23 protein-coding genes are annotated in these 21,297 nt (G+C 70.7%); 16 read left to right on the forward strand and 7 right to left on the reverse strand.

The features are described 5' to 3' along the window. Positions 1 to 66: 66 nt before the first annotated feature. The 4 genes from IH45_RS0134495 to IH45_RS0134510 all read left to right on the forward strand — a co-directional run bounded on the left by IH45_RS0134495 (position 67) and on the right by IH45_RS0134510 (position 4,325). Positions 67 to 1,215 carry a potassium channel family protein gene (locus IH45_RS0134495; RefSeq protein WP_030677890.1) on the forward strand — a complete coding sequence of 383 codons (1,149 nt, stop codon included), beginning with the start codon at positions 67 to 69 and terminating at the stop codon, positions 1,213 to 1,215. 208 nt (positions 1,216 to 1,423) lie between these two features. After that, positions 1,424 to 2,401 carry an NAD(P)H-quinone oxidoreductase gene (locus IH45_RS0134500; protein WP_030677893.1) on the forward strand — a complete coding sequence of 326 codons (978 nt, stop codon included), beginning with the start codon at positions 1,424 to 1,426 and terminating at the stop codon, positions 2,399 to 2,401. A gap of 398 nt (positions 2,402 to 2,799) precedes the next feature. Further along, the gene (locus tag IH45_RS0134505) at positions 2,800 to 3,606 is read left to right on the forward strand and encodes a hypothetical protein (RefSeq protein ID WP_158813360.1); all 807 of its coding nucleotides are present in this window, start codon (positions 2,800 to 2,802) and stop codon (positions 3,604 to 3,606) included. 152 nt (positions 3,607 to 3,758) lie between these two features. Continuing rightward, entirely contained in the window at positions 3,759 to 4,325 is a 567-nt protein-coding gene (locus tag IH45_RS0134510) for a bacterial proteasome activator family protein (RefSeq protein ID WP_030374491.1), read from the forward strand. 142 nt (positions 4,326 to 4,467) lie between these two features. On the opposite strand, the gene IH45_RS0134515 is transcribed toward IH45_RS0134510, so the two are convergent. Then, a complete protein-coding gene (locus tag IH45_RS0134515; RefSeq protein WP_030677898.1) occupies positions 4,468 to 6,192 on the reverse strand; it encodes a Stk1 family PASTA domain-containing Ser/Thr kinase in 1,725 nt (574 codons plus the stop codon). Positions 6,193 to 6,668: 476 nt separating this feature from the next. On the opposite strand from IH45_RS0134515, the gene IH45_RS0134520 reads away from it, so the two are divergent. Beyond that, positions 6,669 to 8,333 (forward strand): protein kinase domain-containing protein, encoded by a 1,665-nt coding sequence (locus tag IH45_RS0134520; protein ID WP_030677901.1) that lies wholly within the window; start codon positions 6,669 to 6,671, stop codon positions 8,331 to 8,333. A 106-nt stretch (positions 8,334 to 8,439) separates the two neighbouring features. Here IH45_RS0134520 and IH45_RS0134525 read toward each other — a convergent pair whose 3' ends face one another. From IH45_RS0134525 to IH45_RS0134535, 3 genes are all read right to left on the reverse strand, one after another. Then, positions 8,440 to 9,480: a phosphotransferase gene (locus IH45_RS0134525; RefSeq protein ID WP_030677904.1), complete on the reverse strand. Its 1,041-nt coding sequence runs from the start codon at positions 9,478 to 9,480 to the stop codon at positions 8,440 to 8,442. A gap of 23 nt (positions 9,481 to 9,503) precedes the next feature. Then, positions 9,504 to 9,920, reverse strand: coding sequence for a pyridoxamine 5'-phosphate oxidase family protein (locus IH45_RS0134530; RefSeq protein WP_030677906.1), 417 nt, complete (start codon positions 9,918 to 9,920; stop codon positions 9,504 to 9,506). Positions 9,921 to 10,104: 184 nt separating this feature from the next. After that, complete coding sequence (locus tag IH45_RS0134535) at positions 10,105 to 10,764, reverse strand: response regulator (RefSeq protein ID WP_030677909.1); 660 nt, start codon at positions 10,762 to 10,764, stop codon at positions 10,105 to 10,107. 353 nt (positions 10,765 to 11,117) lie between these two features. On the opposite strand from IH45_RS0134535, the gene pdhA reads away from it, so the two are divergent. The 3 genes from pdhA to IH45_RS0134550 are packed head-to-tail and all read left to right on the forward strand — an operon-like array spanning position 11,118 to position 14,740. Continuing rightward, the gene (gene pdhA / locus IH45_RS0134540; protein WP_030677911.1) at positions 11,118 to 12,308 is read left to right on the forward strand and encodes a pyruvate dehydrogenase (acetyl-transferring) E1 component subunit alpha; all 1,191 of its coding nucleotides are present in this window, start codon (positions 11,118 to 11,120) and stop codon (positions 12,306 to 12,308) included. A 2-nt stretch (positions 12,309 to 12,310) separates the two neighbouring features. Beyond that, complete coding sequence (locus IH45_RS0134545) at positions 12,311 to 13,294, forward strand: alpha-ketoacid dehydrogenase subunit beta (protein WP_030374496.1); 984 nt, start codon at positions 12,311 to 12,313, stop codon at positions 13,292 to 13,294. A 21-nt stretch (positions 13,295 to 13,315) separates the two neighbouring features. Beyond that, the gene (locus tag IH45_RS0134550) at positions 13,316 to 14,740 is read left to right on the forward strand and encodes a dihydrolipoamide acetyltransferase family protein (RefSeq protein ID WP_030677912.1); all 1,425 of its coding nucleotides are present in this window, start codon (positions 13,316 to 13,318) and stop codon (positions 14,738 to 14,740) included. Positions 14,741 to 14,822: 82 nt separating this feature from the next. Here IH45_RS0134550 and IH45_RS1000000149550 read toward each other — a convergent pair whose 3' ends face one another. After that, positions 14,823 to 14,999, reverse strand: coding sequence for a hypothetical protein (locus IH45_RS1000000149550; protein ID WP_199810752.1), 177 nt, complete (start codon positions 14,997 to 14,999; stop codon positions 14,823 to 14,825). A 177-nt stretch (positions 15,000 to 15,176) separates the two neighbouring features. After that, a complete protein-coding gene (locus tag IH45_RS0134560) occupies positions 15,177 to 15,587 on the reverse strand; it encodes a GNAT family N-acetyltransferase (protein ID WP_030677914.1) in 411 nt (136 codons plus the stop codon). A gap of 168 nt (positions 15,588 to 15,755) precedes the next feature. Between IH45_RS0134560 and IH45_RS1000000147220 the strand changes: the two genes are divergently transcribed. Then, on the forward strand, positions 15,756 to 16,538 hold the full coding sequence (locus tag IH45_RS1000000147220; RefSeq protein WP_030677915.1) for a GNAT family N-acetyltransferase: 783 nt from the start codon (positions 15,756 to 15,758) through the stop codon (positions 16,536 to 16,538). Here IH45_RS1000000147220 and IH45_RS0134570 read toward each other — a convergent pair. Further along, positions 16,501 to 16,944, reverse strand: a complete 444-nt coding sequence (locus tag IH45_RS0134570) for an ATP-binding protein (protein WP_030677917.1) — start codon at positions 16,942 to 16,944, stop codon at positions 16,501 to 16,503. The two genes, IH45_RS1000000147220 and IH45_RS0134570, sit on opposite strands and share 38 nt — an antisense overlap. A 152-nt stretch (positions 16,945 to 17,096) precedes the next feature. Between IH45_RS0134570 and IH45_RS0134575 the strand changes: the two genes are divergently transcribed. The 7 genes from IH45_RS0134575 (at position 17,097) to IH45_RS0134600 (ending at position 21,238) form a co-directional block, all read left to right on the forward strand. After that, a complete protein-coding gene (locus tag IH45_RS0134575; protein ID WP_030677919.1) occupies positions 17,097 to 17,969 on the forward strand; it encodes a helix-turn-helix domain-containing protein in 873 nt (290 codons plus the stop codon). A gap of 3 nt (positions 17,970 to 17,972) precedes the next feature. Further along, complete coding sequence (locus tag IH45_RS0134580) at positions 17,973 to 18,161, forward strand: DUF397 domain-containing protein (RefSeq protein ID WP_030677922.1); 189 nt, start codon at positions 17,973 to 17,975, stop codon at positions 18,159 to 18,161. Next, a complete protein-coding gene (locus IH45_RS1000000150335; RefSeq protein WP_078897921.1) occupies positions 18,158 to 18,442 on the forward strand; it encodes a DUF397 domain-containing protein in 285 nt (94 codons plus the stop codon). Before IH45_RS0134580 ends, IH45_RS1000000150335 begins: the two co-directional genes overlap by 4 nt. Beyond that, a complete protein-coding gene (gene tgmA, locus IH45_RS0134585) occupies positions 18,402 to 18,659 on the forward strand; it encodes a putative ATP-grasp-modified RiPP (protein WP_030677925.1) in 258 nt (85 codons plus the stop codon). Before IH45_RS1000000150335 ends, tgmA begins: the two co-directional genes overlap by 41 nt. 3 nt (positions 18,660 to 18,662) lie before the next feature. Beyond that, positions 18,663 to 19,643: an ATP-grasp ribosomal peptide maturase gene (gene tgmB, locus IH45_RS0134590; RefSeq protein WP_030677928.1), complete on the forward strand. Its 981-nt coding sequence runs from the start codon at positions 18,663 to 18,665 to the stop codon at positions 19,641 to 19,643. Beyond that, entirely contained in the window at positions 19,640 to 20,830 is a 1,191-nt protein-coding gene (gene tgmC / locus IH45_RS0134595) for an ATP-grasp peptide maturase system methyltransferase (RefSeq protein WP_030677930.1), read from the forward strand. Before tgmB ends, tgmC begins: the two co-directional genes overlap by 4 nt. A gap of 111 nt (positions 20,831 to 20,941) precedes the next feature. Further along, the gene (locus IH45_RS0134600; RefSeq protein ID WP_030677933.1) at positions 20,942 to 21,238 is read left to right on the forward strand and encodes a hypothetical protein; all 297 of its coding nucleotides are present in this window, start codon (positions 20,942 to 20,944) and stop codon (positions 21,236 to 21,238) included. The last annotated feature ends 59 nt before the right edge of the window (positions 21,239 to 21,297 follow it).

Genomic DNA, 21,297 nt, shown 5'->3' on the forward strand with positions numbered 1-21,297 from the left:
CCGCGCCCCCGCCCCGCCCCACCGCCCGAACGTTTCCCCCACCGACCCGACCGGCGGAGGCGCCGCGTGAAGCTCCCCACCCACGACGCCGCGGCCCGGGAGATCCCCGAGAGCCACAGCCACCGCGTCGTGCTGCCCCGCCGTGCCCCCTTGGCGCCGCTGCGCCAGGTCGCGCGCCGCCTGCTGATGGCGCTGCTGGTGCTGGTCGCGACGGTGGCCATCGTCTGGATCGACCGGGACGAGTACCACGACAACGCCAACGGCTCCGTCGACTTCCTCGACTGCGTCTACTACGCCACCGTCACGCTCTCGACCACCGGTTACGGCGACATCGTCCCGTACGGGGACGGCGCGCGGCTGCTCAACATCCTGCTCATCACGCCCCTCCGGGTCCTCTTCCTGATCATCCTGGTCGGCACCACTCTCGAAGTCCTCACCGAGCGCACCCGCGAGCAGTGGCAACTGAACCGCTGGAGAAACGCCTTGCGCGACCACACCGTCATCGTCGGCTTCGGCACCAAGGGCCGGTCCGCGGCCCAGACCCTGCGTGCGACGGGCCTGACCCGCGACCGCATCGTCATCGTCGACCCGAGCCCCAAGGTCATCGACTCGGCGGTGGCCGAGGGCTTCGCGGGCGTGATCGGGGACGCCACGCGCAGCGACGTCCTGGTACGGGCCGAGATCCAGCGCGCCCGCCAGGTCGTCATCGCCACCCAGCGCGACGACACCGCCGTCCTCGTCTCGCTCACCGCCCGCCAGCTCAACAAGAAGGCCAACATCGTCGCGGCCGTACGGGAGGAGGAGAACGCGCCGCTGCTGCGCCAGTCCGGCGCCGACATGGTCATCACCTCGGCCAGCGCCGCCGGCCGCCTGCTGGGCCTGTCGGTGCACAGCCCCAGCGCCGGTACGGTCCTGGAGGACCTGATCCAGCAGGGCAGCGGCCTGGACCTGATCGAGCGTCCGGTGGTGAAGGCCGAGGTCGGCAAGTCGGTACGGGAGACCGACGACCTGATCGTCTCGGTGCTGCGCGGTCACCGGCTGCTCGGGTACGACGACCCGGCGGCCAGCCCGTTGCAGCCCGCCGACCGGGTGATCACCATCGTGCGGGCGGTGCCGCCGGAGGAGCCGGACGGGACGGCCAGGTCCAGCGCGAAGCCGATGATTCCCGGTACGGGGGTGTCCCCGATGGCCCCCGTCCGCCGGGACGACCAGTAGCGGCGGGACGACCAGGAGCGACGAGACGACCAGCAGAGGCGACCGGAAGAGCCGACCCGAAGAGCCGACAAAGCACCACCGACACGTCACCTCCCGGCGGCCCTCGCCACCTCCCGGCGGTCCCCGCGTCCGCCCGGCGGCCCCCGCGACCACCCGCCCGGCCACCGCCTCCGTACGCCGTCCTGCGAGGGCGAGTAGCCTCGCGGCCATGCGTGCGATCACCATTCCCGAACCCGGTGGCCCCGACGCCCTCGTATGGGCCGAGGTGCCCGATCCGCAGCCGTCCGAAGGGGAGGTCCTGGTCGAGGTGGCGGCAACGGCCGTCAACCGTGCCGACCTCCTCCAGCGCCAGGGCTTCTACGATCCGCCGCCCGGCGCGTCCCCGTACCCCGGCCTGGAGTGCGCCGGCCGGATCAAGGCGCTCGGCCCGGGGGTCGGCGGCTGGGCGGTCGGCGACGAGGTGTGCGCGCTGCTCTCGGGCGGCGGGTACGCGGAGCAGGTCGTCGTACCGGCGGGCCAGCTGCTGCCCGTACCGAAGGGCCTCGACATGGCCGCCGCAGCGGCACTGCCCGAGGTGACCTGCACCGTATGGTCGAACGTCTTCATGATCGCGCACCTGCGGCCCGGCGAGACGCTGCTGGCGCACGGCGGCTCCAGCGGGATCGGCACGATGGCGATCCAGCTGGCCAAGGCGGTCGGCGCGCGGGTCGCGGTCACCGCGGGCAGCGCCGACAAGCTGGCCCGCTGCGCCGAACTGGGCGCCGACATCCTCGTCAACTACCGGGACCAGGACTTCGTGGAGGAGGTGCGGGCGGCCACCGACGGCAAGGGCGCGGACGTCATCCTGGACATCATGGGCGCCAAGTACCTCGAACCGAACGTCAAGGCGCTGGCCACCAACGGGCGCCTGGCGATCATCGGTCTCCAGGGCGGTGCCAAGGGCGAGTTGAACCTCGGTGCGCTGCTCACCAAGCGCGGCGCGGTCACCGCCACCTCGCTGCGCGGCCGTCCACTGGCCGAGAAGGCGGCGATCGTCGCGGCCGTACGGGAGCACGTCTGGCCGCTGATCGAGAACGGTCAGGTCCGGCCGATCGTGGACCGTACGCTGCCGATGGCCGAGGCGGCCGAGGCGCACCGGATCGTGGACGCCAGCAGCCATGTGGGCAAGGTCGTCCTGACGGTCTGAGCCCGGCGCACCGGCGCGCGACGCGGTGGTGCCGAAGCTCCGGCACCACCGCGCGCCCACCTGCGCACCACCGACTCACACCGCGCGCCCGCCCGCCACCGCTCCACCACGCCCCCACCACACCCCCGCACCACCCGGGATGCCGCGCACAACCCTCCGTGTGACGCTGAGGGAATCAGGCGACCACTCCGCAGGTACGGGAGGTCATGGGTGTGACGTCGAAACTCGTGGCCCCGGAATGCATGCGATCGCCATGCTTGTGCTTGGCATACATGTCCCCCGCACCGGTTACTCCGGTACCCGTGCGCTCGATACCCGTGGCCCCGGCAGCAGGACGGCAGTGCCGTCCGCGTTCACTCCGCCCCCACCGGCCCCGTCAGCGCCTCACAGCCAGCCTGTTGCTCATTACGGCGCTCCTGCCCCTCCCGTACGCGACAGCCACAGCGGCCACAGCGGCCACAGCGACCGCGGCAGCCCCGCACGGCACCGTCCTCACGCACAGCTCCGCCGCCCACCCCCGTACGCTCCCCCACCGCAACCAGGGCCCCGGCCGCCCGGAGGACGCCGACCACGTGGACCACGCCGAGCCCCCGGGCCACCACGAGCCCCCCAGCCACGGCCAGGCCCCGAACCCTGATGCGGACACGGGAGACGGCACCAGCACAGCCACCCCCGCCAACCCCACCAGCCCCCTCGATGCCCTGGGCCGCCTCATTCCGCTCGGTCCCGGCGTTCTGGCCCCCTCCGGCGGTCCGGTGTCCGGCTCCGGTACGGACGACACCCGCCCGGCCCTTCCGCAGGCGCCCGGCCCGCCCGCCCCGAACGACCTGTCGGCCGACGCGGAAGCGCAGCTCGGCCACGCGTCCCGGCCTTCGTCCCCAGCGGCTTCCAAGCCCCCTGGAAAGGCCTCGCCCGCCCCCACACGGCCCCGCCGGAACGACCTGGCCGGGCGCCTCGCCCACCGGCCCTACGTACCGCTGCCGCCCCTCCAGGCCCCCGCCTCGTCGGCGGTCGCCGCACGGCCGCACGGCTCCTCCCGTTACGCGCCCGGTGCGGTGCCCGGCGCCGCCTCGGCCGCCGAGCGCTCCCCGGGCACCGCCGCCGAGCAGGGCAACGGTGTCCACCGGGTGCTGCCGCTGGGCGCCGGCATGGCCCTGACCGGCCTCGGGCTGGCCTTCATCGCCCTGCGGCTCAGGCGCTCGTGACCGGCCCGCCACCCCCGGCCCGTACCCCGTCCTCCTGCACCACCTCACAGCTCATCCCGAGTTCACCCCAAAGCTCATCCCCATCCGGAGGTTGGATCATCTTTCTCCCAGGGCACAACCGTTCCTAGTCAGCTGTACGAGAGAATGGCGGCATGGATATGCCGATGAACGAACGGTCGCAGGAGAGCCCGCACGTCCTGGTTGTCGGCCCGGACGGGATGGCTCTCGGCAGCGCCGGCTCCGGTGGCGGGGACGGCGACGACGAGTCCCGCGAGGTTCCCGTGACGGACATGGTCGAACAGCCCGCGAAGGTCATGCGCATCGGCAGCATGATCAAGCAGCTTCTCGAAGAGGTGAAGGCCGCACCGCTGGACGAGGCGAGCCGGGTGCGTCTGAAGGAGATCCACTCCAGCTCGGTCAAGGAGCTGGAGGACGGGCTGGCGCCCGAGCTGGTCGAGGAGCTGGAGCGGCTGTCGCTGCCGTTCACCGACGACTCGGTGCCCACGGACGCGGAACTGCGGATCGCCCAGGCCCAGTTGGTCGGCTGGCTGGAGGGGCTCTTCCACGGTATCCAGACCGCGCTGTTCGCCCAGCAGATGGCGGCCCGCGCCCAGTTGGAGCAGATGCGCCGTGCGCTGCCGCCCGGTGCGGTGCCGTCCGAGGACCTGGAGCAGGCCCAGCAGAGCCAGGGCGGCGCCCGCTCCGGCCCGTACCTTTAATTCCTTTAACGCACCCACCAGGCTCTGACAACGCACCACCAGGTTCGGACGGACAGGAAGGGCCCGCCGCGCACTCCGCGCGCCGGGCCCTCCTGTCCGTCCGGTCCGTGTGCCGAGGCCTGGGCCGGCCCGGCCTGCGGTCCTACGAACTGCGCCCCGTCGACACGGTCAGGTGAATCTTCTCGCCGGACGACGGGTCCCACATCGAGATCGGCGACTGGCCGATGACGGTGTTCTTGCCGTACAGGTAGTTGCTGCGCTCGGTGATGTCATACGACCAGCCGGCCGCCTCCATGCACTTCTTCACCGAGGTCAGGTTCTTGCCGTAGAAGGACGGCAGGAAGATTTTGCCCTTCTGGCTGTAACTCTTGACCGGGTCGGTGCAGCGCGTGGTCGAGATGGTGGCCGTCGGGTCCTCGGGTTTGACCGAGTCCGAGGGGGACGGCGAGTAGCTGTACGCGCCGGTGGGGCGCGGGTTCGGGCTGTCGCCGCCGCCGCTCAGGCCGATGCCGATGGCGATCGCGGTGACCACGACCACGCCGACGATGGCGGAGACCACGACCACCGGGGTGTTGCCCCTGCCGGAGCGGTTGCCGCCGGGGCCGGGACCGACCGGCGCGGGCGCGGGTGCGGGCGTGGTGGGCCCCGCGTACGGGGGCGGGGTCTGGAAGCTGTTGTAGGGGGCCGGTCCCGGGCCCTGGGAGGGGATGGGCCCCGGCGGCTGGAAGGCGTTCACCGGCGGCGGTGTGGACGGCGCGGAGGGGCCGAAGCCGGGCCCGCCGTTCGCCGACGGCCCCGGGCCCATCGGCGGGCCCGCTTGGGGCGCTGCCTGCGTCGGCTGGTAGGGCGTCTGCACGCTCGGCGGCACCGGGGTGTGCGGTCCCGCGGCGTTCGCGGAGGCGGCCGGGAAGACCGCGGAGGACACCGAGGAGCCGCTGTTACGGGCGCGCGGGCCCTCGCTGATGATGAGCGGCGTCGCGCCGGACTGTCCCGACCCGGCGACGCGCAGGCACTCGTCCCGCATGGCCTCGGCGGTCGGGAACCGCTCGTTGGGGTTCTTCTTCAGCGCGCGGGCGACCAGCGCGTCCACGGCGGGCGGCAGCGACCGGTTGATGCTGGAGGGGACCGGCGGCTCCTCCTGGACGTGCGCGTAGGCGATGGCCAGCGGCGAGTCCGCGTCGAAGGGCAGCTGCCCGGTCAGCAGCTCGAAGAGCATGATGCCGACCGAGTACAGGTCCGAGCGGGCGTCCACGCCGCGGCCCAGCGCCTGCTCGGGGGAGAGGTACTGCGGGGTGCCGACGACCATGCCGGTCTGCGTCATCGAGGTGACGCCGGACTGCATGGCACGGGCGATGCCGAAGTCCATGACCTTGACCACGCCGCGCTTGTTCAGCATGACGTTGCCGGGCTTGATGTCCCGGTGGACCAGGCCCATTTCGTGGCTGACCTCCAGGGCGGCCAGCACATCGGCGGTGATCTTCAGCGCTTTCCCGGTGGGCATCGCGCCGTGCTGGGCGATGTCGGTGTCCAGGTCGGAGCGGAGCGGCTGGCCCGCGACGTACTCCATGACGATGTACGGCACCATGCCGCCGTCGAGCTGGTCCTCGCCGGAGTCGAACACCGAGACGATGTTGGTGTGCGTGAGTTTGGCCACGGACTGCGCCTCGCGCCGGAAGCGCTCGCGGAAGGCCTGCTCGCGGCCCAGCTCGGTGTGCAAGGTCTTGATCGCGACCTCGCGGTCCAGGACGCTGTCGTACGCGAGGTGCACGGACGCCATGCCGCCGGCGCCCAGAAGATCACGGAGCTGGTAGCGTCCACCGCCGACCGAACGGCCCTCGTATTGGCCCTGAGCGCCGTCCTGGCTCATGGTTCCGCTTCCCCCTTGGCGCGCTGTTCCTGCGCACGTGTTGCGGCGCGCCGCGCCTCGTGGCTCTTTGTTGCTGTGCCCGTCCTGGCAGCGCTCTGACGTGATGACGTGTACAGACGGTACTCAACGTCGCGGGCTGCGGCTCGTGCGCCGGTGGACGTGCCGAGATCAGTATGGGTTGTTCGAGATCGGTGGTGGATCGCAGCCCAGTCTGCCCCAGGGCGGGGACACGTCAAGCCGTGTGCCCGTTCCGTGACCAGATGCGCAAGATCCCATTACGGATCTGAACCGTACTGAACCCTTCGGACCGCTGGTCGGCCTGTGATTACCCCGGGTTAACTTGCGACAATGGGGCCGCAGAAGGTGTGATGACCGGTCCATCACGGGACCGGCGTATGCCGCGGAGCCTGTAGCGTGCTCTAGCGAAGACCGAGACCTTACCGCTGTGATGCGGATTGATACGACGGCGAGGACCGATGGCACCGACGCAGAGCCCCCAGGGCCCGTCCGATCCTGATGCCACCGGCTCCCACTCTCCTGAAGCGAATCTTTCCGATGCGCCGGAGATGTGGGGCAATGGCGGTTTGGTGGGCGACGGACGCTACCGGCTCACGCGCCGGCTCGGACGTGGCGGCATGGCGGAGGTGTTCGCCGCCGAGGACGTGCGCCTCGGCCGCACCGTCGCCGTCAAGCTGCTGCGGGCCGACCTCGCGGAGGACCCGGTCTCCAAGGCCCGCTTCACCCGCGAGGCACAGTCCGTCGCGGGGCTGAACCACCACGCGGTGGTGGCGGTGTACGACTCCGGCGAGGACTACGTCGGCGGCAACACGGTGCCGTACATCGTCATGGAGCTGGTCGAGGGCCGCACCATCCGCGACCTGCTGCTGAACGCCGACGCGCCGCCGCCGGACCAGGCGCTGATCATCGTCTCCGGCGTGCTGGAGGCGCTGGCCTACAGCCACCAGCACGGCATCGTGCACCGCGACATCAAGCCCGCCAACGTGATCATCACGCACGGCGGCGCGGTCAAGGTGATGGACTTCGGCATCGCCCGTGCGCTGCACGGCGCGCAGTCGACGATGACGCAGACCGGCATGGTCATGGGCACGCCGCAGTACCTCTCCCCGGAGCAGGCCCTCGGCAAGACCGTGGACACCCGCTCCGACCTGTACGCGACCGGCTGCCTGCTGTACGAACTGCTCGCGCTGCGCCCGCCGTTCACCGGCGAGACCCCGCTGTCGGTCGTCTACCAGCACGTCCAGGACATGCCGGTGCCGCCCTCGGAGGTCTCCTCCTCGGTGCCGCCGGAGCTGGACGGCCTGGTGATGCGCTCGCTGGCCAAGGACCCGGACGACCGCTTCCAGACCGCGGAGGAGATGCGCGGCCTGGTCCAGTACGCCCTGCAGATGCTGCACGAGCAGGGCGGCCACAGCGGTACGTGGAACACCGGCCCGGTCGCCGTGCACGACGGCGGCCACACCCCGGCCATGGGCTCGCTGGCGGCCACCACCGCCCTGCCGCACCCGGACCACGGGCAGACCACGGCGCAGCCGATCCTGCCGCCCGGCATGCGGGACGGGGACGGTGCTTACGAGGGCGGCCCCCGGCCCGCCAAGGGCAGCCGCGGCAAGATCTGGCTGATCGCGGCGCTCGCGGTGATCGCCATCGCGGTCGGCGTGGCCATCGCGCTCAAGAGCGCGGGCGGCGACGGCAAGGACAAGAACCCCAAGCCGAGCAACACCCCGTCGGTCTCGCAGAGCTCCGAGGACCAGAGCTCCGAGACGCCGTCCGAGGAGCCGTCGACCCCGCACACGCAGCCCGGCGGCACCGGTGGTGACTCCGGTACGTGGAACCGTCCGTCGACGCGCCAGCCGACCACGCCGCGCACGTCCTCGTCGCCCTCCTCGAAGCCGACGCCGTCGTCCAAGCCCCCGACGTCCCCGCCGCCCACCCATTCGTCGTCCACCGGCGGCTCGACCACCGGCAACACGACCACCGGCACCGACGGCGGCAACAACGGTGACAGCAAGGGCGGCACGACGAGCGGCACCACGAGCAACGGCGGTACGACCCAGGGGAGCAGCTCGGGCAGCAGCGGCCCGGCCGGCACCGGCGCGATCGGCGACTCGGACGGCAGCTGACCGCACGCAACCCCAGCGCCTGACCACGACGGGCGGCCGGAACCTCTCCGGCCGCCCGTCGCGGCGTTCCGGGACCGCGGGCGGCCCGCCCCACCCGCCCCGGCTCTCACTCCGCGAAAGCCTCCCGCACCGCCCCGTACTCCCGCGTCCACCACACCGCCAGCGCCGCCGCCGCCGGGAACTGGGGATCGGCCCGCCGGTCGCCGAGCCGGTAGCGCCAGTCGAGCATCCAGAAGTCGTTGAGCCGCTCCCACCACACCCGGTGCACGGCGGCGGCCAGTTCCGCCGCGCAGGCGCCGGAGGCGCGGCGGTAGGCGCCCGCGTAGGCCCGTACCTTCGGCAGGTCCAGGGTGCCCGCGGGCTGGACGAAGAAGATCGCGGCGGCCCGTACGGCCTCTTCGGCGCGGGGCTGCACGCCCAGCCGGTCCCAGTCGACGATGGCGGCCGGTTCGGCGTCCCGGTAGAGCAGGTTGAGCGGGTGGAAGTCGCCGTGCACCCAGCCGGCGGCCGGGACCCGGTCGGCGCCGGGGCGGCGGTGGGCCTCCCGTTCCAGCAGCGCGCGGCGCTCCAGCAGCCGGTGCTCGGCCAGCTCGTCGAAGCTGCTGCGCGGCCGGGACCGGCGGGCGAGCGCGAGCAGTTCGTCGATCATCTCGAAGGTGCGCGCGGGGTCGGCGCCGACGTGCTCGTACGGGGTGCCGGCCCCCGCCGTATCGCGCGTTATGACCTGCTCCAGCGCCGTGTGCACCTGCCCCAGCAGGGCGCCCAGGCGCCGCGACTGGTGTCGGCTGAGCGCGGCGCCGTCGCGGTGCCGGCCGTCGACCCAGGGATGCAGCGCGTAGCAGCGGCCGCCGAGGACCGTGACCGTACGGCCGTCCGCGTCGGCGAGCGGCGGGGCGACGGGCAGGCCGAGCGCGCCGAGGCGGCGCGTGGCGCGGTGCTGGCGGGCGATGGCGGTCTGGTCGCCGTCGAGGTGGTGCTTGAGGAAGTAGCGGCCGTGCGTGGTGGCGAGGCGGTAGCCGCGGTTGAGCAGCCCCTCGGCGACCGGTACGCACGACAACGGCTCCCCGGCGCCGTAGCGGCGCAGCAGGGAGCCGAGGGTGTGTCCGTCGGGCGGGGCCGCCGTCCGGACATCGGATGAGCGCAGCACGCGCCAGATGTTAGATCACCGCGTCACGCTGAGTGGGCGTACCGGAACACAGGGACATCGGAGAGGTGATGGACCTTGACAAACTCCGGTTCTATGCGGAGGAAAACCGGGTCGAAGGGCTCCCCGTCGGCCAGCCGGGGGGTGCGGCCGAACAGCTCGTACTCGGCCGGCGTCGGCGCGATGGCGCGGGCGGTGCCGGTGAACTGCACGGACCAGGTGTCCTGGGCGCCGGAGTTGGCGTTGTCGGCCTCGTAGGCGACGACATTGCCGTCCAGGGCGCGGTGGTAGCCGTAGCCGCGGTGCAGCCGCAGCAGGAGCCGGCCGTCGACCACGATGTGCCGCGTGACGGCGGTGAAGGGCAGGGCCCGCAGGCTGGCCGACACCCGCCCGTAGGGGGTGCGGTTCAGCAGCTCGATGGCGCGGTAGTCGTCGGTGGGCATGCGTACACCCTGCCGTGCCGGGCCGCGGGAAAGTAGAGGCACCCGCCCCGGCGGAAACGGGACGTTGGTCCTGAATGGGGCGGGAGTCTGTCAGTTCGGGGCGTTTTGCATGGTCGGGGGTGGTGTGACGGGCCCGGATTTTTTTTACGGCGCCCAATAGGCAGCCGGCCGAGCCCCGTTTTTCCTACTGCCGCTCCGCCTTCATCCGCGCCACATACGCCGCCGCCTGCGAGCGCCGTTCCATGCCGAGCTTCGACAGCAGGCTGGAGACGTAGTTCTTGATGGTCTTCTCCGCGAGGTGCAGCCGCTCGCCGATCACGCGGTTGGTCAGCCCCTCGCCGATCAGGTCGAGGATCTTGCGCTCCTGGTCGGTCAGGTTCGCCAGCCGTTCGTCGCCGCGGGCGCTGCCGCCGTCGCGCAGGCGCTCCAGTACGCGGGCGGTGGCCACCGGGTCCAGCAGCGACTTGCCGGCCGCCACGTCCCGTACGGCGCTCAGCAGCTCGTTGCCGCGGATCGCCTTGAGGACGTAGCCCGACGCGCCTGCCATGATGGCGTCGAAGAGGGCTTCGTCGTCCGCGAACGAGGTGAGCATCAGGCATTTGATGTCCTCGTTCTGGGAACGGATCTCCCGGCAGACCTCCACCCCGCTGCCGTCCGGCAGCCGGACGTCCAGCACGGCCACGTCGGGACGTGTCGCAGGGATCCTGACCAGGGCATCTGCGGCGGTACCGGCCTCGCCGACCACCTCGATGTCCTCTTCCACGGAGAGCATTTCGTGGACGCCGCGCCGGACGACCTCATGGTCGTCCAGCAGGAATACCGTGATTTTTCCGTCTTCGCGCACCTGCTCAGTCTCACACACCAACTCTTCCCGTGCTCCTGGTCACCGATATAACGTGCCGTTGTCCCGGCGGGCTGCAACGCTGAGAACAGGGGATAGCCGACTGATCGGCCACTTGCTCGGAAATCCAAGCAAATTACTTGGAACCCCAAGCAAAGTCGCAGGTCAGCCCCCTTTTCGCCTAGGCTCCGGAAATAGGGCACACCGCCCGCCTTCCGGCAGGCCGTGGCCGGGGCACCTTGTTCCACCCGGGCCGCGTCGTGCCGCACACACCCCGTGCGCCGTATCGGATACCGGGTGAGCCGCAATACGGCCACCGGCGGACCCCGGGGGCCGGACAGACGGAGGAGCAGCACGTGACCGTGGAGAGCACTGCCGCGCGGAAGACCACCCGCGGTGGCGGGAAGCGCGCCACCGCAAAAAAGGCGTCGCCCGCCAAGAAGAAGGCGGTGGCCCCGGCCCCGGCCGAGGCGGAGCAGGACCAGCTCGTACAGCTGCTGACCCCGGAGGGTGAGCGGGTCGAGCACCCGGAGTACTCGATCGACCTGTCGGCCGAGGAACTCCGCGGGCTGTACCGGGACATGGTCCTCACGCGGCGCTTCGACGCCGAGGCGACCACCCTCCAGCGCCAGGGCGAGCTGGGCCTGTGGGCCTCGCTGCTGGGCCAGGAGGCCGCGCAGATCGGCTCCGGCCGGGCGCTGCGCGACGACGACTACGTCTTCCCGACCTACCGGGAGCACGGGGTCGCCTGGTGCCGGGGCGTGGACCCGACCAACCTGCTGGGCATGTTCCGTGGTGTGAACAACGGCGGCTGGGACCCCAACAGCAACAATTTCCACCTGTACACGATCGTCATCGGCTCGCAGACGCTGCACGCGACCGGCTATGCGATGGGCGTCCAGAAGGACGGCGCCGACTCGGCGGTCATCGCGTACTTCGGTGACGGCGCCTCCAGCCAGGGCGACGTGGCCGAGTCCTTCACCTTCTCCGCGGTCTACAACGCCCCCGTGGTGTTCTTCTGCCAGAACAACCAGTGGGCGATCTCCGAGCCGACCGAGAAGCAGACCCGCGTCCCGCTCTACCAGCGGGCCCGCGGCTACGGCTTCCCGGGCGTCCGGGTCGACGGCAACGACGTGCTGGCCTGTCTGGCGGTGACCAAGGCGGCCCTGGAGCGCGCGCGCTCGGGCGAGGGCCCGACGCTGGTCGAGGCGTTCACGTACCGGATGGGCGCCCACACCACCTCCGACGACCCGTCGCGCTACCGCCGCGACGAGGAGCGCGAGGCGTGGGAGGCCAAGGACCCGATCCTGCGGCTGCGCACGTACCTGCTGAACGAGGGCTTCGCCGACCAGGCGTACCTCGACTCCGTCGAGGAGGAGAGCGAGGCGCTCGGCAAGCGGGTGCGCGAGGTGGTCCGTGCGATGCCGGACCCCGACAACATGGCGATCTTTGAGAACATCTACGCCGACGGGCATGCGCTCGTCGACGAGGAACGCGCACAATTCGCCGCGTACCAGGCGTCGTTCGTGGACGCGGAGGAGAACTGACCATGGCCGTCTTCGAGAAGATCACGCTGTCCAAGGCGATCAACGAGTCGCTGCGCGCCTCCATGGAGGCCGACCCCAAGGTCCTGGTCATGGGCGAGGACGTCGGCAAGCTCGGCGGCGTCTTCCGCGTCACCGACGGCCTGCAGAAGGACTTCGGCGAGGAGCGGGTCATCGACACCCCGCTGGCCGAGTCCGGCATCGTCGGCACCGCCATCGGCATGGCGCTGCGCGGCTACCGCCCCGTCGTGGAGATCCAGTTCGACGGTTTCGTCTTCCCCGCGTACGACCAGATCGTCACGCAGCTCGCCAAGATGCACGCCCGCGCGCTCGGCAAGGTCAAGGTGCCGGTCGTCATCCGTATCCCGTACGGCGGCGGCATCGGCGCGGTGGAACACCACTCCGAGTCCCCGGAAGCACTCTTCGCGCACGTCGCGGGCCTGAAGTGCGTCTCCCCCTCCAACGCCTCCGACGCGTACTGGATGATGCGCCAGGCCATCGAGAGCGACGACCCGGTCATCTACTTCGAGCCCAAGCGCCGCTACCACGACAAGGGCCGCCTGGACACCGAGGCGATCCCCGACCCGCTGCACAAGGCGCGGGTGGCGCAGACCGGTACGGACCTGACGCTCGCCGCGTACGGCCCGATGGTCAAGGTCTGCCTGGACGCGGCCAAGGTCGCGGCCGAGGAGGGCAAGTCGGTCGAGGTCCTGGACCTGCGCACCATCTCGCCCATCGACTTCGACGCGGTCCAGGCCTCGGTCGAGCGGACCCGGCGGCTGGTGATCGTCCACGAGGCGCCGGTCTTCCTCGGTACGGGCTCGGAGATCGCCGCCCGTATCACGGAGCGGTGCTTCTACCACCTGGAGGCCCCGGTGCTGCGGGTCGGCGGTTTCCACGCGCCGTATCCGCCGTCCAGGCTGGAGGACGAATACCTGCCGGGTCTCGACCGGGTGCTCGACGCGGTCGACCGCGCGCTGGCGTACTGAAGGGCTTGAGGAGTAGTGACCATGACTGCAACCGAGCAGCGCTTCCGCGAGTTCAAGATGCCCGACGTGGGCGAGGGACTCACCGAGGCCGAGATCCTCAAGTGGTACGTCCAGCCCGGTGACACCGTCACCGACGGCCAGGTCATCTGCGAGGTGGAGACCGCCAAGGCCGCCGTGGAGCTGCCCTGCCCGTACGACGGCGTCGTACAGGCGGTGCACTTCGACGAGGGCACCACCGTCGATGTCGGCACCTCGATCATCGTGGTGGACACCACCCCGGGCGCGGGCCCGGCCGAGGCCCCCGCCCCGGAGGCCGCTCCGGCCGCCGAGGAGGAAGAGGCCGAGCCGCAGGGCCGGCAGGCCGTCCTCGTCGGGTACGGCGCGGCGCCGTCGTCCACGAAGCGCCGGGCGCGCAAGGCGCAGCCGGGCGCGCAGGAGCCGGCCGCCGCGGCGGCGCAGGCGGTACAGGCGGAGCTGAACGGGCACGCGGGGGCAGTGGCTCCGGCAGCCCCGGCGCCCGCCACCCCCGTTGCGGGACGGCCGCTGGCCAAGCCCCCGGTCCGCAAGCTGGCCAAGGACCTGGGCATCGACCTGGCGACGGTCACCCCGACCGGCCCGGACGGCGTGGTCACCCGCGAGGATGTGCACGCGGCGGCGTCGGCTTCCGCACCCGCCGCCGAGGCCCCGGCTGCGGCTCCGGCCCCGGCCGCTTCCGTGACGACCGGCGGCTCCGAGGCCGTCCGCGCGCGTGAGACCCGTATCCCCATCAAGGGCGTACGCAAGGCCACCGCCCAGGCGATGGTCAACAGCGCCTTCACGGCGCCGCACGTCACGGAGTTCATCACCGTCGACGTGACGCGCACGATGAAGCTCGTCCAGGAGCTGAAGCAGGACCCCGACATGGCGGGCCTGCGCGTCAACCCGCTCCTGCTCGTCGCCAAGGCGCTGCTGGTCGCGATCAAGCGCAACCCCGAGGTCAACGCGGCCTGGGACGAGGAGAACCAGGAGATCGTCCGCAAGGACTACGTGAACCTGGGCATCGCGGCAGCCACCCCGCGCGGCCTGATCGTCCCGAACATCAAGGACGCCGAGGCCAAGACCCTCCCGCAGCTGTCCGCCGCCCTCGGCGAGCTGATCAGCACGGCCCGCGAGGGCAGGACGGCCCCCGGCGACATGGCCGGCGGCACCGTCACGATCACCAACGTGGGTGTCTTCGGCGTGGACACCGGCACCCCGATCCTCAACCCCGGGGAGTCCGCGATCCTCGCCTTCGGCGCGGTCAAGCTCCAGCCCTGGGTCCACAAGGGCAAGGTCAAGCCCCGCCAGGTCACCACGCTGGCGCTGTCCTTCGACCACCGTCTGGTCGACGGCGAACTGGGCTCGAAGGTCCTCGCGGACATCGCGGCGATCCTCGAACACCCCAAGCGCCTGATCACCTGGGCGTAAGCGGTACCGGCCGCATACGCGGGCGGGCCCGGAGCGACCGACGAGGTCGCTCCGGGCCCGCCCGGTGGTCTGTCCGCGTCTCTCAGCCCCGGATGATCTCCACGGCGCGGCTGAGGTGCCCCACGGGCCCGCCCGGCGCGTCGTGGCCGCCCTGCGCCGCGCCCTTCGTCAGCGCGATCCCGCCCCACAGCGCGGCCACGAGCAGTGCGACCATGACGGTGGTCCGAGCACGTCGGCCGGCGTTCGTCCTGGACTGCATGGTGGTCTCCCCTTGCATACGGTTCGGAGCCTGACTTTCGGCCCCTCCCTTCCATTACGTCACGGGAAATCGCCGATCTCGTACGCGCCAGGTACAGACTCACGTCAGCCTTAAGTCGGACAGGCGGTACATCTTCCGATAGAGATCGGCGGGCGTGTACCGGTCAGGGGGCGGGGCTCAGGCTCCGAGGCCGGGGAGTGTCCATGCGGAGTCGTGGTGGGTGAACCCTATGTGCGGGTAGTAGTCGACCGCGCCCGGTGCCGAGAGCAGGATCAGCTTGGCCTGTGGGGCCGCTTCCCGCGTGACGCGGATGAGGTCGCGGCCCACGCCCCGCCCCTGGAACTCGGCGTCCACAGCGAGGTCACTGAGGTATGTGACATAGGAACCGTCGGTCATCGAGCGGGCGATGCCGATGAGGCGGCCGTCATCGGTACGGGCGGTGACGACGAGGTTGGCGCCGGCCAGCATGCGGGCGAACCGCTCCACGTCGTCCACCGGGCGGCGCTCGGCGAGGGTGGACGCGCGGTAGAGACCCGCGACTTCCTCGACGTCCAGGCCGGCGCCGACAACGTGCTCACACTTCCACATATGGGTGCAACTCCTCGTTCACGTCTTGGGATCGGGGCCAGCATGGTCCACCACCGGGGGATCCGCGACGGAAAATCCGGGCCGGACCGAGCGGGCCACCCGGGGCCAGGCCCCGCCCCACCCCGAATAAAGTTGCCGACTCCCCTTGTCCTTGCCTACCGTCGGCGGATGAGCAGCCCGACGATCATCCGCCCCTACCGCCCGGCGGACGAGCCGGCCATCACCGGCCTGTGGCCTCGTGCGACACGGCAGCCGGACCGGACGGAGACGTGGGTTGCAGCGGACGAGCGTAACGGCGAGGTGGTCGGCCTTCTCACCCTCCTCGGCTCCGAGATCAGCGGCCTGTATGTCGCCCCCGAGGCGCGTGGCCGCGGCATCGGCACCCAACTCGTGGAACACGCCGCGTCACTGCGGGGCGCCCTCGCGCTCGAAGTCCCAGGCTTCAACACGTCCGCCCACGCCTTCTTCACCCACCTCGGCTTCACGGAGCACTCGCGCCGTACGGCCGATTCCACCGGCGAGACGCTGGTCGCTCTCGACCGCCCGGCCCCCCTCCGCTCCGTCGGCTGGCTGCACGTACGGGACGGCCGCCTGCTCAGCGTCCGTACGCGCGGCAACGACACGTTCTATCTCCCCGGCGGCAAGTACGAGCCGGGCGAGACCGCGCCCGAGGCCCTGTCCCGAGAGCTCTCCGAAGAACTCGGCCTGACCGTCCCGGCCGACGAGTTGCGCCAGGCCTTCGTCATCCACGCCACCGCGCACGGCGTGAACGCCGGCCGCCGCCTCCACATGACCTGCTTCACCGGCGGCCCGCAGAACATCGACCCCGCCCCCGGCCGGGAGATCGCCGAATACGCGTGGTTCGACCGCGAGGAGTCGCGCGAACGCTGCGCGCCCGCGCACATGCAGGTCGTCAACCGCTTGATCGCCCAGGGTCGTATGGCCGCGTAACGGTACGTTCCCGAAGTCCGACTTCCGCCCACACGGTCTTGCCGACCGTACGGGGCTCGGTCCCCCACCGGTCGGCGAGGCCGTCGACGAGTACGAGCCCGTACCCCGACGTCGAGACCACGCCACGCCTCTTCCGCGGCAAACGCTCCCCTCGCGGGTCACTCACCTCGACCCGCAAGGTCGCCGTACTCACCACCAGCCGCACCCGGAACAGCCGCCCCCGCAGCGACCCGTGCAGCAGCGCGTTGGTCGCCAACTCCGAAACGATCAGCGCCACATCCCCGGCGATGGACTCCTGCCCCCACTCCGCCACCAGGCGCGCGGTCCGCCGCCGGGCGAGGGAGACGCTGCGCGCGGTGGGCGTGTAGTCGAGCTTGTCTTCGTGGGTGAGTTGGGGAACGGGCATGGCTGATCGCCTCCGTCGGGGTGCCAACGCTCACATCGCTCTGCGAGCGAGTGGGCACTGACGGTAGTGTTACTGTGCGCGATACGGCAAGTTGCGGATGCAGAAACTTTTACGGACAGTAGTTCGGCCAACTCGACGTGAGGGGTTGGGAGATGACGGGCGAGCGACCTGAACGCGGTACCTCGGTTTCAACGGTGCTGGGCCGCAGGCTGGGGGGTGAACTTCTCCGCATGCGGGAGGCCAGGAGCATGCGCCAGGCCCAGGCGGCGGAGGCGCTGACCGCTTCGGTGCCGAAGGTGGCGAAGCTGGAGCGGGGCTTGGTTCCCATGCGGGACCCGGATATCCGCGCGCTCTGCCATCTGTACGAGACGGACGACGCCGAAACGGTGGCGCGCCTTCTGGGATTGGCGAAGCTGGACCGGGAGCGGCGGAGGGCGAAGGGGTGGTGGCGCCATTCACCGAACGCCGGGGCGCTGGCCGAGTACATCGCCTTGGAGGATGTGGCGAGCCTGGTCCGTAATTGGCAGTTGTCGCTGGTCCCCGGGCTGTTCCAGACCGCTGAGTACGCCCGGGCTCTCCTCGAGGCCTGGCACGGGCCGGACGCGGTCGAGCGTTCCGTCGAGATCAGGATGCGCAGGCAGGCAAGGCTGACCAGCGAGCGGCCTCTGCAGGTGCACGCAGTGGTCTGGGAAGCAGCGCTCCGTCAACTGGTGGGCGGCTCCGGGATCATGCGCAATCAGTTGGGCAGGTTGCTCGATGTGGCCATGTTGCCCAATGTGACGCTGCAAATCCTGCCGTATGCCGCTGGCGTTCACCCCTGTCTGACGAGCCCCTTCAACATCGTGACGTTCGCCGAGCCCGGTGCGGTGGACGTGGTCCACCTCGATGGGACCACGTCGACAGTCTGGGTCGAGCATGAGAATGACAGTGCCCTGTACCGGGAATCGTTCGACCGCACTGCCGAGCTGAGCCTCACACCTGACGAATCAGTGAATTTCATCGATAATTTGCGCAAGGAGCTGTAAATCGTGAACGCATTCCGCTTCACCAAGTCAAGTCACAGCAGCCCCGCCGGCGGTGAGTGCGTCGAGGTGGCGACCAACGTGCCCACCGTCGTGGCCGTCCGCGACTCCAAGGCTGCGGCGGGCCCGGTCCTGCTGTTCGGTGACCGCGAGTGGCTGGCGTTCCGGTCCGCCGTGATCGACGGGCAGATATGACCCACGTGGCTCCGGACGTATTCCGTTACGTCAAGTCAACCCACAGCGGCGGTCACCCAGGACAGGACTGCATCGAGGTTGCGACGAACGTGCCCACCCTTGTCGCGGTGCGGGACTCCAAGTTCCCGTCGGGCCCGGCCTTGCTCTTCGGGGACCGTGAGTGGCTGACGTTCCGTGCCGCCGTAATCGATGGGCGGGTGAGTGAGCGCACTCCACCCCGTAGCGAGGAAGGGCATTCGTATGACATCCGTAGCCCCATGGGCCTTGCGTCTGGTCACTGATCGCCACCCGGCAGGGCCGCCACCGTATACATCGGTGCACCTGGACGAGCGCACTCAGACTGCCGTGTACACCGACGCGAACGGCCGAGTGGTGGAGTTGGCGAGGCACGGCACCAACAAGACCACCGGCACGGCGACGTTCTCGGGAGGCGGAGACGGCCAGGAGCCGACGCCGCAGGTCCAGGACGACAACACCACCGACTACGAGTCGGACTGACCGGTGGCCTCCACCGTGCTGGTCATCACCTCGCTGGAGGACATCACCGCGGACTGGGTCATCGCGGCGCTGAACGGACGAGGTGTACCGGTCGTCCGCGTCGACCCGGCGGACATCGGCGCCGGCCTGTCGTTCGCGGCGCGGGTCGGCGAGGGCGCCCGGCCCGTATGGAGTGGCGCGTTGCGTACGCCGGTCAGGGAAGTGGAGCTGGACGAGGTGACGGCGGTCTACTACCGCCGCCCCACCCCCTACCAGGACCGATTCGCGCACCTGCCCCCGCAACAGCGCGACTTCTCCGCCGCCGAGGCCCGGTACGGACTCGGAGGGCTCCTTTACGCGCTGCGCGGTGTCCGGTACGTCAGCCACCCTGCCGCTATTGCCCGCGCGGACTTCAAGCCCGCCCAGTTGCAGCGCTTCGCCGAGCTGGGCCTGACCATTCCCCCGACCCTGATCACCAACGATGCCGCGCAAGCTGCGGAGTTCGCCGCTGAGCACGGCCGGATCATCTACAAGACCTTCCGGGGCCTGCCGCCCACGGAGGACGGCTACACCGGCGCCATCTGGGCGCAGCCCGTCGACCCCGGCACCTTCGACGACTCCATCGCGGTGACCGCGCACCTCTTCCAGGCCGAGGTGCCCAGCGTCGGCAACGTACGGGTGACCGTGGTCGGTGACCGTCTGTTCGCCCAGACGATCACTGCCCCCGAGGGCGTACTGGATTGGCGCCGCTGCCCACCCGAGGCCCTGACGTACGCCCCGACCCCCGTGCCGGGCCCCATCGCCGCCACGCTGCGCGCCTACCTGAGATCGTTCAACCTGGAATTCGGGTGCTTCGACTTCGCCCTGACCGGCGATGCCGCACATCCTGGGCACTGGACGGTCTACGAGTGCAACCCGAACGGCCAGTTCGGTTGGCTGCCGGACGCCGACCAAATTGTCACGGCCCTCGCCGACCTCCTCCAGCAAGGAGCTGCATCGTCATGACGTGGGAGACCGACCTCGATCACGACGCTGCCCAACGCCGCCGGGAGCTGGCCCAGACGCTCATGGACGCCGACGTGAACGCTCCGGGGTGGCTCGACGCCGTTCGTACCGTTCCCCGGCACCTCTTCGTGCCCGGTTTCTACCTGCCGGCCGACGAGCGCGACGCGGACGGGCTCCCCCTCTGGGAGCCGGTCACCGCCGACCGCGACCCTGCCCGCTGGCTGACCGCCGCGTACTCGGACACCACCCTGATCACCCAGTTCGACGGCGAGGAACCCGACTGGAAAGATCCCGCTGTACGGCACGGCGGCGCCCCGACCTCCTCTTCCACCCTGCCGTCCCTGGTGGTGCGCATGTGGGCCGACGCCGATGTATGCCCCGGCCACAGGGTCTTGGAAATCGGCACCGGCACCGGCTACTCCACCGCCCTGGCCTGCGCGTACATCGGATCGGACGCCGTCACCTCCATCGAGGTCGACGCCCACCGCCTGAACCAAGCCGCCACGGCCCTCAACAACGGCGGCTACACGCCCACCCTCGCCGTGGCCGACGGACTGTACGGCTACTGGCCCGAAGCGCCTTTCGACCGCATCGTGGCCGCCTGCTCCTTCCGCACCGTCCCGCCCGCCCTCATTGCCCAGACGCGTCCCGGCGGCAAGATCCTGCTCACCCTCAGCGGCTGGCTCTACGGATACGCCCGCGTCCTGCTGACCGTTGCCGAGGATGGCACGGCCGAAGGCCCGCTCCTCAATGGCACGGTCAGCTTCATGAGCGCTCGCACCCACGCCGCCCCCGCTTTCGGCAACCCCGCACACTGGGCCGCCGCCATGCCCGAGGACGCACGCGAACTCCGACACGCTCCCGAGCGCATCACCGCCGCCACCACAGAAGCCTTCCACCTGCGCTTCCTCGCCCAGAGCACGGCGCCTTCCGCCCAGATGACCATGCTCGGCAACCGGACGTACCTGATCGACACCGTCACCGGGTCAACCGCCGTCCTCACCCCGCACGACTTGGGCTGGAAGGTGCAGCAGAAGGGACCTGCCCGGCTCTGGGACCGCATCGAAGCAGTCATCGACGCCTACGACCAGGCGGGCAAACCCCCACCGGCGGCCTTCCGGCTTCACGTCGACGGCAGCGGGCAGCGACTGGTCCACCATCGACTTCCCGATCTCATGTTGCCCTGAACCAGGAGGCCGTGCGTAGTGTGCGGCGGCGGTTGGCCCGGTGACCGGCATACCCCACCCCCTACCTGGGCAGGCGCGCCCGGCACGAATCAGTGTCGAAAGGAACGTGTGATGCGGAACAAGTGGGTGCGGCGGATTTCGGTGGCCGCGAGTGGGGCGGTAGCCGCGGGGGTGCTGCCGCTCGTGGTGGCGAGTCCGGCGCAGGCGTGGTCGTGGGACTGCCAGCAGTACCTGCGGCACAAGGGCTACAACGTGCCCGTCGGCGGCGAAGCCGCCAAGGCCTGCTCGATCGCGGAGGACGGAGAGGGGTCGGCGTACTCGCTCGACATCTGCCGGACGCGGCTGGAGTCGCTGCACGTGAAGAACAAGTACTCGGTGCCTGCCTGCAAGAAGGGGGCCGCGCGGTAGGGCGGCCGCGTCCGGGAGGAGGGCCCTGGCGACCGGCGTCGCCAGGGCCCTCTCCTGTG

It is taken from the genome of Streptomyces rimosus subsp. rimosus (genome assembly GCF_000720725.1).
In the GTDB taxonomy this organism is placed as follows: Bacteria; Actinomycetota; Actinomycetes; order Streptomycetales; family Streptomycetaceae; genus Streptomyces; species Streptomyces rimosus_A.